The following is a 12,890-nucleotide window of genomic DNA, read 5'->3' as shown; positions in this document are numbered from 1 at the left end:
TATAGATATAACTATATAGTCTATTATGTTGATGGAGAGATTTAATTGAAAACACTTTTGGATTTGAAAAAGCCTAAATTGATAGCCACAAATTCATCACTGGATGAACTCCTGGGTGGAGGTATAGAAAAAGGTTGCATAACCCAGTTCTATGGTCCGCCAGGTTGTGGAAAGACTAATATTGCAATGAAGATATTATATGAAGCCACAAAAAATGGTTCAAAGGCAATATACATGGATACCGAAGGTGGAATTTCTCTAGAACGTATGCAACAAATAGCAGGATCTGATTTTGATACAGTTGCGGCGAACATCTTTCTATTGGAGCCAAAAAGCTTTGATGAACAACAGTTATGCATAGACAATATTGAAGATTTGCTTAAGGATGATTCATCAATTGACATACTGATAATAGATTCGGTCGTAGCATTGTATCGTATTGAAGATGGCGATCCATCGGACATAAACAAGAGGTTAGGTAGGCAAATGGCCAAGTTACTAACCCTCAGCAGACAATATGATATGGCAGTTGTAATAACAAATCAGATATATTCTCCATTTGATTCTGATGATTTAATAGTCGAGCCAATTGGAGGAACTGTTTTAAAGTATTGGAGTAAAGTAATAGTAGAAATTGAAAAGGATATTGCATCCACAAGTAGAAACGCTATATTGCAAAGACATAAGAACAAGTCACCTAATCAAAAGATAACATTTGAAATAATTGATGAGGGAATAACATAAAATATGGAATGATAACAGAAGAATTAAAAAAAAGATTATGAGAGGGAGTTAATTATGGTATTTAAGAAAAAAGAAAAAAAGGTTCCTGCTGGATTTAATTCAGTCAATGAATTTTTCGATTACTTGTATAAAAAAGAGGATTTAATATGGATGGGACAAAACACCAACCATCTACAGAAGGATAAACACATAGAAGATGCATTAATAAATGCAGCCAAAAAAAGGGATTACTGCAAATATCCACCACCTGAAGGATTCCCTGAACTAAAGGAGCTAATATTGAAGGACTTGGATTTGGACCCTCAACTTCAGGACATACAGATAACTGCAAGTGCAACAGAAGCTTTATATCTTGCAATTAGTTCGGTATTGCATCACACCCATAATACAATAGCATCAGATCCTGGGTATCTGATTATCAACAACTTTGCGAATAGATTTGGAAATCACGTAAAGGAAGTACCAATCTACAATGAAGACTGTGGATATAAGCTTACTCCAAAATTAATCAAGGAATATATCGATATGGATACAAAACTAATCATATTGATAGACCCATTAAACCCACTGGGAAGAGCTTATACAGAAGAAGAAATTAAGGAAATCGCTGAAATAGCAAAAGAAAATGATATATATCTGTTACATGACATAACATACAAGGATTTCTCAAAAAGCCACACGTTGGTTGCAAAATATGCACCAAAACATACTATAACGATTTACAGTTTCTCAAAAATATTCGGTATGGCTGGTCTGAGAATCGGGTCAGTGATAGCATCACCTGAATTAATAAGAAAAATACGTTCAAGTGTTATAAACGATCTTGGTACAAACTCCCTGGCACAGGAAGCTGGAATAGCAGGATTAAAAAGCAAAGATGACTGGATAAATGAAGTGAAAGACATATGTTATAAAAACCAGGAAATTATAAAAGAAGCAGTTGATGAAACTCCTGGAACATTCCTGCCAGTATATCCGGCAGATGCAAACATGATGGTTATAGACGTCTCCAAGACGGGGTTATCACCAACGGCAATATGTGATTACCTACTCAAGGAGAAAAACATATTTGTCCGTGAAGGTAACTATACAAGTAAACTCTTTGCAAACAAATACATAAGAGTAAGCTTTTCAATACCGACAGAACAGATACTTGAATTTAAAAAAGAGTTTAAAAATACTATATTAACATTACAGGAAGAAAATAATATAAAAATGAAAGATTAACTTAATCTTCATCTTCTAATTCTTCTGGATTAACAATTTCTACATCAAGAATCTTTTTAGGTTCTTCTTCTTTTATTACTTCTTTTTGAGCAACATTAAGCAATACGTAATCGCCAACTACTTTGATATCTTCAGGACATATTTCATAAAGATGTTTCTTGAGTGTCAATTCATTGCTTGAAAGATACACACCTGTAATCTTGGAATTTTCAAAGTCTAGTTCTATGTCATTAATTTTACCGATTTCGTAAGCATTAACATCCAATACTTTTTTACCTATAATTTCTGTACATTTCATCTTATTACCTTTTTGAATTTATATATAAATTATTATCCCAGTAATAGGATAAATATTTTTTTCATTAATTATATTATATTTTAAATACAAACCTAATACTTAGAATTGAATTTTGGAGTTATTAAGATGCAAGAGGCATGTCGTTTAATAATTGATACTGCAATTGAAGAGAATATACAGACTAAAAAACAGATGGAAAAATTAAAGAATAGAATTTGCAGGGAGTATTCATCAAATGGATTTATGAGTAACTCTAAGATTTTAGAATATGCGAAGGAGGATGAACTGGAATTTCTAAGGCCTCTTCTTATGAAAAAACCGACAAGAACCATATCTGGGGTGGCAATAGTGGCAGTCATGTGTCATCCGCACAAATGTCCACATGGACGTTGCAAATATTGTCCTGAAAGCTCAATAGCCCCTCCAAGCTATACTGGTGAAGAACCTGCGGCATTAAGGGCACGGATGTTTAATTATCATCCCTACATCCAGACATTCAACAGACTCTATCAACTAAAAAATATTGGACATGCAATCGATAAGGTGGAACTAATAATCATGGGAGGTACATTTGCATCAAGATGTCTTGACTATCAGGAATGGTTTGTATCACAGGCACTTCGTGCGATGAATGATTTTTCAGCCCGTTCCAAAACTATTGCATCCAATCAAAGGGAAATAGAGATTGTTCCACCAAATGATTTCCAATACTTGCATGATATCCAAAAGGAAAATGAACACAGTAAGGTAAGGTGTGTGGGGTTAACGTTTGAAACAAGGCCAGATTACTCCAAAGTCGAGGATATCAATAGGATGCTGGAATATGGAGTTACAAGGGTGGAATTGGGTGTTCAAACGTTATACAATCACATATACAAACGTGTGGATCGTGGCCATACGATAACGGACGTGATAGAGGCCAACGGCATGTTAAGGGATTCTGCCATTAAGGTGGCCATGCACATGATGCCGGGTTTAAGTTCATCAGATGAGTCAGATAAGTTCATGTTTAAAAGATTGTTTAGTGAAGAATCATTCTGTCCTGACATGCTTAAGATATATCCATGTCTAATAACCGAAGGCTCCGAATTCTATGAAATGTGGAAAAAAGGGGAGTATGAGCCATACACATCTGAACAGGCCGTTGATTTAATTGTGGATGTGAAAAAGCATCTGCCGAAATGGGTTAGAACCATGAGAATACAACGGGATATTCCCGCAACATTAATCACGGCGGGAGTAAAAAAATCTAACCTTGGCGAATTGGTCTATAACCGACTCAAGGATGAAGATATACAATGTCAATGCATACGATGTAGGGAAGTGGGTCATAAGAAATCCCAGGGTATAGAGGCAGATTACAATAACCTTGAATTGCTTCGTACAGATTATATGGTATGTGGAGGTAGGGAGATATTCCTATCCATAGAGGATACGGCTAATGATATACTCATAGGATTTACAAGACTAAGAATACCATCAAACAATGTTTTTAGACCTGAAATCACGGAAACAACCTCATTGATAAGGGAACTGCATGTTTATGGTCAAATGCAAAAGTTAGGACATAAACAGGCTGATTTATGGCAGCATAAGGGTTTCGGTTCGCAGCTGTTGGAAGAAGCCGAAAAAATAGCCAAACATGAGTTTGGAAAAGATAAAATGTCAATAATAAGTGGTATAGGTGTAAGGGATTACTATAGAAAATTCAATTACCATAAAGACGGTGCTTACATGTCCAAATTCATATGATGTTGTAATGAACTATTTAATGATTGCCCTTCTTTTCACATATTCTATTTTTTCATCTAAGCAGGTATTATCATGATTATGTTGCTGATTTAAACTGTTAACTTTTCTTCTTACGATGCTTTTTAACAATAGTAAATAATATTAATGATTATATAAATATATAAACATAGTTTATAAATTAGCAATATTCTTTTTAGGTTGTATTATTTTGGAAATAGAAACTTCTGCAAGATTACACTTATCATTAATTGACTTAAACGGTAATGAAGGTCGAATTGATGGGGGTATAGGAATTACATTAAACCAGCCGTCAATAAAACTGGAATGTGTCGAAAATCATGATAAGACTGAGATAATCTTCGATGAGAATGTAGGAAAAATCACTAACTTTGATGAATATGCCCAAAAAATCAATGAAGCATGTACCGCCATGAACAATTACCTTCAAACTGATAAAACATATACATTCACACTCAAAAAAGCATATCCAATACATCATGGACTGGGGCTTGGAACACAACTGCTGTTGTCAACAGCTAAACTGGTGGCACAATTGAATGAAAAAGAAATGAACTCATATCAATTAGCAAAGATAGTTCAAAGAGGAGGTACCAGTGGAATTGGAGTAAGATCCTTTGAAAGTGGAGGATTCATAATCGATGGCGGCCATAAGATGGATGAAAAAATCACATTTCTACCATCCTCCGCATCAAAGGTTTCACCACCACCGGTGCTTGTCAGATATGATTTTCCAAAGGACTGGAATATAATTCTTGCAATACCCGGCGAGAATGAATCAGTATCCGGCCAGCATGAAGTAAACATATTTGAAAAATACACTCCCGTAAAGATTGAAGATGTTGAGAAAATATGTTATTTGACTCTAATGAAACTGATGCCATCCGTACTGGAGGAGGACATAATTTCTTTCGGAGATGCAATAAATAAGATACAGCAGTTGGGATTTAAGAAGATAGAACGAGATTTACAAAAGGATAAGATTAATCAAACGATAGAATATATGAAAAATATGGGCATACCTGCTGTGGGAATGAGTTCATTTGGACCTACATGTTTTGGAATAACCGACAGTAAGGTTTCAAAAATAAAAAATGATTTGAAGGAATTTTTAGGAGAAGAAGGTAATCTTATAGTGACCAAGGGAAAAAATCATGGTTCAATAATCAAATAACAAGAAGGTGATAAATATGGAAAAATTTAAGGGAAAAACTTGGAAATTCAGGGATTGCATAGATACTGACGTAATTATTGCAGGCAGATATTTAAGGACATTTAATCCCGAAGATCTGGCGGCACACGTTATGGAAGCAGAAGACCCCGATTTTTCTTCTAGGGTAAATAAGGGTGATATAATAGTTGCAGGATGGAACTTCGGGTGTGGTTCAAGTCGTGAACAAGCACCAGTAGCCATAAAAACAGCAGGAGTATCTGTGGTAATAGCCAAATCATTTGCAAGGATATTCTATAGAAATGCCATCAACATAGGACTTCCTGTCATAACCGCAGATATAGAAGCCGATGAAGGAGACATTCTGGAAGTTGACGTAAATGAAGGTATGATAAATAACCTGACACAGGATAAGAAATACACAATCAAGCCATTCGATCAAACAATGCTTGATATATTGGAAAGCGGTGGATTGGTAAATAAATATTTAAACGAGAGGGGGCAATAATATGTCTTGTCCAAATTGTGGTAATGAGGAATATGAAGTACTAAAATCAAAAGGTAAAAAGGTTAAGGAATTGACGGTTCAATGCAAAGAATGCAGTCACGTTTATAGACAAACACATCAGGAAGCTCAGGAAGTAGAAGTAAGGGTAGTCATAAGTGAATTTGAAAATTCATGGAAAAGTAGCGTTAAGTTGTACTCCGATGAATACCTTGAAGTGGGAACAATACTCTTTATTGATGATAAGGAGGTTGAAGTTACTTCAATTGAAAACAATGACAGTATAAGGGTATATGAATGTCCTGTAATAAATATCCAAACGATATGGGCTAAATCATTAGATACGCTTGCAAGACTTGGTATTTCAATAGATAATCATGGTGAAGTCCTGTCCCACAAGATTGAAATAGAAAGGGAATTCATATTTACCATAGGTGATGTATGTGAAATTGACGGCATCAAATTCAAGATATATGGATTCAAAACATTGGAGCGCAGTATGAAAAAAGGTTATGCCTATGCAAAGGTAATTAAAAGGGTATATGGTAAGCTACTGTCAAGAAAAGACAAATCAACAGTTCAATATGACTTGACTGAGTACGTCATTAAGACAACCATTAAGGAACATAATTATTAAGGGATAATATGAAAATTTATTTAGAAACACACGGATGTACATTCAATCAGGCCGATTCTGATATCATGATCAATATCCTTAAGGAAAAACATGTCATGGTTGAATCAATGGATGAAGCTGATGTAATCATCTTAAATACATGCTATGTAAAGTTACCGACAGAACAGAAGATGATTACAAAAATCAGGAAGATAGAAGAGAAATATCCTGATAAAAAGTTAATAATAGCAGGATGTATGGTTGAAGTAGATCCGATTAGATTAAGTAAGTTTTCAGATAATGCCTCCTGGATTGGACCACATAAAATTGATTTGGTTGATGAAATAGTAGAACGGACATTGAATGGTGAGGTCGTAAGGGAATATGGTAAAACAACTATGCTTAAGGCAGGATCCAATATAAAATCCAACGATTCATTGATTCATATCCTTCAGATATGCGAGGGATGTAGTGGTGGATGTACGTTCTGCTGTACCAAATCAGCAAGGGGCTCTTTAAACAGTTATCCGATTGATAAGATAGTTGAAGAGGCAAAAGTTGCAGTAAAAAATGGCTGCAGGGAATTACAGGTAACTGCACAGGATACGGCATGCTATGGTGAAGATACTGGTGAATCATTTGCAACGTTATTGGAAAGGTTGGCTACGATTGACGGCGATTTCAGGATACGTGTTGGAATGATGCATCCCAAAAGTCTTAAAAGGCAATTGGATGATGTGATAGACGTATTCAAACAGCATGAAAAAATATATAAATTTATTCATCTGCCGGTGCAGACCGGTAGTCCAAAGGTACTGAAGGAAATGAATAGGCTACATACATTGGATGAATTTAAGGAAATGCTGAGGTTATTCAGAAAAGAAATACCGTCATTATCGCTGGCTACCGATATCATCGTGGGATATCCTACAGAAACAGATGATGACTTTAATCAAACGTTGGATCTGATTGAAGAGATAAAACCCGATATCATACACATCTCCAAGTATATGCACAGGCCAACTGCCAAGTCCAACACGCTGGAGGAAATACCTCATGAAGTGATGAAGGAGCGTTCCCATAAATTGAATGATTTGAAGACAAAAGTCATGCTGGAGAATAATAAGAAATATGAAGGCAGCATACAGAATGTTCTAATAACTTCTACCGGAGTATCCGGTGGTTATGTTGGTTATACTGATAGCTATAAAAATATCATAATAGATGAGGCGGTTATCGGGGAATTTATGAAAGTTGAAATTATAGAGGGTAAACGTACATATTTATTAGCAAAAAGTATTAATATGTATTAATTACATTATATTATATTGATATTATATTAACAACGAGGGTATTATGAGTTATATAGTTTGTAGAAATTGTAAAAATGTTGTTATACCAGATGAATCACAGCCATTAAACTTTGATAAATGCCATAATTGTGGGCATGTGTTGGAGTATGCCCGTGATAATACCGAATTGAATTGCATTATGAATAACATTGAGATTCCAAAGATTGCATATCATAAAATATGTGCTAAATGTCATTCATTAAATCCAAGACAAACTGGTATGTGTTTATTCTGTGGTTCAACACGCTTCTTATTGCAGTATGACGCCAACAGCGTGAATAACTATAACAAGTCAATTGAAAACCTTTCCGATAATCCTGAAATGGTTGTAATGGTTCATAATCAACATAATCTGGCAAGTTTGTTTTTGAAGATATTGAGTGTTATTGTTGGTTTATTTGATTTTTTATTCTTCTTTGCAATAGGAATCGAGTATACATTGGGATTGGCTAATGTTCAGAAAAATCCAATGCTGGCAGTTTCACAGAATTATGCTACCATTTCATTGATATTGGTATTGTCGTTACTCTTGGCCGGATTTTTGATATCATTTGTACTTCCAAGGGTATCCTACAAGGATTCGTTTAAGCTGTCTTCATTGGTGGGAATAATTGTGGGTCTTTCCACAGTCCTTGTCGTTAAGGATATCCCCATGATGCTAATTGCAATATTGTTTTGTGGTTTCTTATCTGGTCTTGGTGGATTTATAGGTGAACTGTTGGTACATAAGATACTCAATAGGATGAACTAAAAACCATTTCATTTCTCTTTTTTATTAAATCATTATTTTTTTCAATCAATTTTATTTTTTGACATTTAGAAACAATATTTTTCTTTTTTAAAACGAGATTATGGTTATTTAAATAAGTATGGATTTATGTAGGTTTTATTTTCTATGTTACGGGTGATATAGCTTATTTTTATTAAAAATTAAAAATATATCTAGTATTGACTAATTGTTGATTAAGTTAATTAAAAATAGTTAAAATACAGTGCCGCAGGCCGGACTTGAACCAGCGACATCAGGCTCTTCAGGCCTGCGTTCTCCCATCTGAACTACTGCGGCATATTAAAATGAATTTTATGGGCCGAACGAGATTCGAACTCGCGATCCCCTCCACGTCAAGGAGGTATCATACCTCTAGACCATCGGCCCAGAAATATATCTGTATAAAAGACTATATTACTATATATCTGATTTAGTATATATACTTTGTGGTTTGGGGTTATGGTTTCATAAAATTTTAATATTATGAAAATGATAAGAGTAAGTAGATGTAAAAAAAAATAATTGGAGTAATATTTTATGAGTCTTGAAGATACGATTGAAACAACATTAAGTCAAATTCAAAATGTGATGGGTGCTAACAGCATTGTCGGCACTGCAATAACGACTAAAGATAAAGTGATAATACCTATATCCAAGGTGGCATTAGGTTTCGGTGTAGGAACTGCAGACAATCAGGGTGACTCAAATACTTATATTGGCGGTGCCGGTGGTGGAGGTTCAATAGATCCCGTGGCATTTTTGGTAGTCAGCAATGATATTGAAGGGCCTGCAGGTGTACAGCTGGTGTCACTTAACTCCAATAATCCATTGGGGGATATATTGGAAGGTGTGGGTAATGTATTGTTTGACATTATAGGTAATGGAATGTCTCAGAGTAGTAAATCTCCTGGTGCTAAAACTTCCAAGACAAAAAGCTCTACGGTAGATGATATTAAAACTAAAATTAAAAAATAGATGTGTCATCTATTTTATTGTTCTTTTTTATTCATAAAAATAATTAAATACATAGTTGATAATTTGTAGGAGTACATGTCTTGTTAATTAAATTATTAATGCTTTTGTTGATTATTTTAATAGCTCTTTTTTTAATCATATTTTTGGAACCTATACATATAGATGTATATTTTGATTTTATTCAAGGGTTAAAAAAAGGACATATTGAATTAAAATATTATTTTATCAAAATCATTAAAAGCATCGATGAGGGTTATATAAAAATATCCTTTGACACAAGGTTTTTTTCAAAAAATCTCAAGGTGATTTATCAGGAGGATGACAATCTTCAAGAGGGGATTGATGACAACAAAAACGATAATCCGGGCAAAACACTTGACAATACTGATAATTCATCAGATGCTGATGATAGCACTAACAATAAATCAGTTGATACTGCTTGTAATGAAGAAAAAGCGGATGATGACTCAACAGATACCCTGCAGTTAATCAGGAAATATTATCCTGAAGTGATGGAAGTAAAGGGGGACATTATAAGGATCATTTTGACCTTTAAAAAAATCATATTCCTTGATGAGAATTGTATTAATCTGGCATTCGGGTTAATTGATAACAATATTACAATAAAAGTATCGACATTTCTATGGGCAATTACGGCACCATTTTATGCGACGGGATTAAGGATATTGATAAAACCAGTTATGAATGAATTTAGGTTGGATTTGAACTCCCGGTTGAATTTTCAATTATCATTATTGGTTTTACTTCAAATACTTCTGATGATAATTACAAATAGAAAACTTCTTAAATTAATAATCGGATTATATAAAGAGTTGAATTAAAGTGGATTTTTTGAAATATGTCGAATTGGATGAAATAACACTGAATAATAGGCATTTTGTTCCAATTGCAAGTATGTCTGGATTTTATGTTGAGGATACTTACCTGTTTTGTGAGTATACTGTCGTGGCATTTGTTATTTATGAAAATAATGCGATTTACTATGAAAATGTATTATTGTCGGAGGATGATTTCGAATCATTAAAGAACAATTCGCTATATTAAATTCCTTATTAAAAAAAGTTAAACGTCATGTTTTAAAAAAGAAAGTGGAGTTTAAAGTTTTTTGTAAGCTACAGCTATGTCTTCAGCTTTAAGAGTTTTTCTTCCATTTTCTTTTGCATTATCTAAAGCTAATTTTGCAATAGTTTCAGCTTCTTCTTCTAAAAAATCAGATAGTTCTTCTTTAGCATCTTCACTAACTCTTTCGGCTCCACCTTTTTTGATTATTCTACCTAAAGGGGTTAATGGTAATTCTCCCATGTTTTCACCTCATATGACTTATAGTTTTATCTTTTGAACTTTTTTAATGTATTATTTTACATTTTGTTTTAATTTCAGTACTTTTTCTTATTTAGCTACTTGAAATTTATTATTTTATATTTTATATTTTAATATTTATAAACCTTAGTATTAAAACTTCTTAATATTACTTTATATTAATTTATAAGTGTCAATATTTTGTTTTATTTAATACTAAGCTCATAGCTTTGATTATTATTAAAATTAAGAATATTAAGTATTTTAGTCTTTATAATTCATTTAAGTATTAATTTTTAATACATTGACTTAATATTTTATTTTTTTAAAATTCATTTGATTAGATTATACTTTTTTATTTTGTATAAATGAGTATATCATAAAAAAGTATATTTTAATAACTAGTTTGTTAAAAATAAGGAAAAAATGGGGATTATATAAGAAAAGAAGTAATTATTCTTTCTTATTCATATTTGATATGATCTCTTTTGCTCTAGGTGAGTTAAGTGGTATGTGGAATTCTTCTTCTACTGATTCTCTGTAGATGTTATTCATTGAACAGAATGGTATAATTCTACCGTCTGGTATTGCATAGTGAATAACACATTTGCTTACCCGGTCCTGATCGAAGTTGAACGGATCCATAAAGTGCATGCATGAAATCAGCAATGCGTTAATGTGGAAATCTCCAAGTGATGAGTAATCCTGTTTTATGAAAATGTTCTTAAGTAACTTCGTAATGTTGATGTATGATGGAGATTCCTCTGTATTGACTGTTTTGGGCAGTTCCTTGATTGCTCTGGCAACGGTTTTGGTTTTGGATAGCCTGGTATTTTTGGATACATCGGGAATACTTTTTTCTATTAAATTAATAAAGTTATCCACATCAATAAATTTAGTAATAGGAATAACCGTACCATCCTCTTCCTTAAACACATATGTTCCAACACCACAGTGTTCATGACAGGTCAATGTAACTTCCGCATCATTATCACTCATGGCTGCTATCAAGTCTGATACAGGTGCTACAGTAGAAGCTGAATAAAATGCATCTTTAGGAATCATTCCATTTGTCTGAACTTCAACTTCCCTCATCAAATCATCAATTGTAATACGCTGTTCTTCCACTTTATCAGATGGTGTACGACCAGCAAATGATACCGGCTGGAAGTTAATTCCCCTAATGATATCGATGTTATCCAGTGCAAATTGAATGATTCCACCAATTTGATCATCATTAATACCAGTAACAAGTGTAGGTACCAGTACTATTCCAAGTCCTGCTTTTCTACAGTTTTCAATAGCTTCAATCTTCTTACCGAGAATATCTGCTGCTCTTGTTTTTATGTACGGTTCTGATGTAATTCCATCAAATTGTAAATATACTGTATTTAAACCAGCATCTTTAAGTTCTTTAGCCAAATTTTCATTATTAGCCAAGGCAATACCATTTGTAGCAATTTGTGTATGTGTAAATCCTTCTTCCTTGGCTATTTTAATAAGCTCTACAATGTCTTTTCTGACTGTAGGTTCTCCACCTGAGTATTGGACAGCCGGTGTAGGAACCGGTCTATTTTGACGAAGGTTTCTAAGCATCTGTCTAATTTCATCTTGTGATGGCTCATATAATGTACCTGAAGCGGCAGCATTAGCAAAACAGATTGGACAACTGAGGTTGCACCTGTTGGTCACATCAATTAAACCAAGTACTGTCTGACTGTCATGATATTCACATAAACCACAGTTTGACGGACATGCACCATTTTCAGCTTGGTTTAGGTTTGTCAGTTTGTGTGGATCTGCTCCATGTTCAATTGCTTTTTTAAAATCGTCGGCATTATGCCAGTATGTATGTTTAAAAGTTCCATGTTCAGGGCATGTTTTTTCAATGTATACCTGATTATCTTCAATGTATACTTCAGCATCCAATATTTTTAAACATTCCGGACATAAACTTTTAGTTTCAGATATAGTTTCTATATCAATCACCCCTTGTTCAGATATATATTCATGTTTCAGATTTGAATAATAATTATAACTTATCACTTTTTTAATTCTTTATTTATATATATAATTTATATTTGTCACATGCTAATTATATACTTTTATAATATTTCCCTTTGTTATGATTTTTATCAAAATT

General features: G+C 33.6%; 14 protein-coding genes and 2 tRNA genes. 11 read left to right on the top strand and 5 right to left on the bottom strand.

The features are described from left to right. Positions 1 to 45 precede the first annotated feature (45 nt). Both radB and AW729_RS05280 read left to right on the top strand, forming a co-directional pair. A complete protein-coding gene (gene radB, locus AW729_RS05285) occupies positions 46 to 744 on the top strand; it encodes a DNA repair and recombination protein RadB (protein WP_112124125.1) in 699 nt (232 codons plus the stop codon). Between the two features lie 54 nt (positions 745 to 798). Beyond that, positions 799 to 1,971 carry a pyridoxal phosphate-dependent aminotransferase gene (locus tag AW729_RS05280; protein WP_112124124.1) on the top strand — a complete coding sequence of 391 codons (1,173 nt, stop codon included), beginning with the start codon at positions 799 to 801 and terminating at the stop codon, positions 1,969 to 1,971. Between the two features lies 1 nt (position 1,972). Here the strand turns inward: AW729_RS05280 and AW729_RS05275 are convergent, their stop codons facing one another. Further along, positions 1,973 to 2,269, bottom strand: coding sequence for a PRC-barrel domain-containing protein (locus AW729_RS05275; RefSeq protein WP_112124123.1), 297 nt, complete (start codon positions 2,267 to 2,269; stop codon positions 1,973 to 1,975). A gap of 126 nt (positions 2,270 to 2,395) precedes the next feature. On the opposite strand from AW729_RS05275, the gene AW729_RS05270 reads away from it, so the two are divergent. The 6 genes from AW729_RS05270 (at position 2,396) to AW729_RS05245 (ending at position 8,434) form a co-directional block, all read left to right on the top strand. Then, a complete protein-coding gene (locus AW729_RS05270; RefSeq protein ID WP_112124122.1) occupies positions 2,396 to 4,021 on the top strand; it encodes a tRNA uridine(34) 5-carboxymethylaminomethyl modification radical SAM/GNAT enzyme Elp3 in 1,626 nt (541 codons plus the stop codon). A 208-nt stretch (positions 4,022 to 4,229) separates the two neighbouring features. Continuing rightward, on the top strand, positions 4,230 to 5,213 hold the full coding sequence (locus AW729_RS05265; RefSeq protein WP_112124121.1) for a beta-ribofuranosylaminobenzene 5'-phosphate synthase: 984 nt from the start codon (positions 4,230 to 4,232) through the stop codon (positions 5,211 to 5,213). Positions 5,214 to 5,229: 16 nt separating this feature from the next. Next, positions 5,230 to 5,718, top strand: coding sequence for a homoaconitase small subunit (gene hacB, locus AW729_RS05260; RefSeq protein ID WP_112124120.1), 489 nt, complete (start codon positions 5,230 to 5,232; stop codon positions 5,716 to 5,718). Between the two features lies 1 nt (position 5,719). Continuing rightward, positions 5,720 to 6,352: an HVO_0476 family zinc finger protein gene (locus AW729_RS05255; RefSeq protein WP_112124119.1), complete on the top strand. Its 633-nt coding sequence runs from the start codon at positions 5,720 to 5,722 to the stop codon at positions 6,350 to 6,352. 8 nt (positions 6,353 to 6,360) lie between these two features. Beyond that, positions 6,361 to 7,644, top strand: coding sequence for a tRNA (N(6)-L-threonylcarbamoyladenosine(37)-C(2))-methylthiotransferase (locus tag AW729_RS05250; RefSeq protein ID WP_112124118.1), 1,284 nt, complete (start codon positions 6,361 to 6,363; stop codon positions 7,642 to 7,644). Between the two features lie 43 nt (positions 7,645 to 7,687). Continuing rightward, positions 7,688 to 8,434 (top strand): hypothetical protein, encoded by a 747-nt coding sequence (locus tag AW729_RS05245; protein ID WP_112124117.1) that lies wholly within the window; start codon positions 7,688 to 7,690, stop codon positions 8,432 to 8,434. A 242-nt stretch (positions 8,435 to 8,676) separates the two neighbouring features. Here AW729_RS05245 and AW729_RS05240 read toward each other — a convergent pair. Both AW729_RS05240 and AW729_RS05235 read right to left on the bottom strand, forming a co-directional pair. Next, positions 8,677 to 8,749, bottom strand: a tRNA-Phe gene (locus AW729_RS05240). An 18-nt stretch (positions 8,750 to 8,767) separates the two neighbouring features. Further along, a tRNA-Val gene (locus tag AW729_RS05235) sits at positions 8,768 to 8,839 on the bottom strand. Positions 8,840 to 8,989: 150 nt separating this feature from the next. On the opposite strand from AW729_RS05235, the gene AW729_RS05230 reads away from it, so the two are divergent. The 3 genes from AW729_RS05230 to AW729_RS05220 all read left to right on the top strand — a co-directional run bounded on the left by AW729_RS05230 (position 8,990) and on the right by AW729_RS05220 (position 10,492). Beyond that, on the top strand, positions 8,990 to 9,427 hold the full coding sequence (locus AW729_RS05230) for a GerW family sporulation protein (protein ID WP_112124116.1): 438 nt from the start codon (positions 8,990 to 8,992) through the stop codon (positions 9,425 to 9,427). Between the two features lie 302 nt (positions 9,428 to 9,729). Further along, complete coding sequence (locus AW729_RS05225; RefSeq protein ID WP_162685807.1) at positions 9,730 to 10,269, top strand: hypothetical protein; 540 nt, start codon at positions 9,730 to 9,732, stop codon at positions 10,267 to 10,269. A 10-nt stretch (positions 10,270 to 10,279) separates the two neighbouring features. Then, positions 10,280 to 10,492 (top strand): hypothetical protein, encoded by a 213-nt coding sequence (locus AW729_RS05220; RefSeq protein WP_162685806.1) that lies wholly within the window; start codon positions 10,280 to 10,282, stop codon positions 10,490 to 10,492. A 51-nt stretch (positions 10,493 to 10,543) separates the two neighbouring features. Here the strand turns inward: AW729_RS05220 and AW729_RS05215 are convergent, their stop codons facing one another. Continuing rightward, positions 10,544 to 10,750 (bottom strand): histone family protein, encoded by a 207-nt coding sequence (locus AW729_RS05215; protein WP_112124113.1) that lies wholly within the window; start codon positions 10,748 to 10,750, stop codon positions 10,544 to 10,546. A 450-nt stretch (positions 10,751 to 11,200) separates the two neighbouring features. Continuing rightward, positions 11,201 to 12,736, bottom strand: coding sequence for a tetraether lipid synthase Tes (gene tes / locus AW729_RS05210; protein ID WP_112125241.1), 1,536 nt, complete (start codon positions 12,734 to 12,736; stop codon positions 11,201 to 11,203). Positions 12,737 to 12,890: the final 154 nt, after the last annotated feature.

This window comes from Methanosphaera sp. BMS, from assembly GCF_003268005.1.
Taxonomy (GTDB): Archaea; Methanobacteriota; Methanobacteria; order Methanobacteriales; family Methanobacteriaceae; genus Methanosphaera.
The sequence above is the reverse complement of the archived record's forward strand: the minus strand, read 5'-3'. Positions and strand labels throughout refer to the sequence as shown.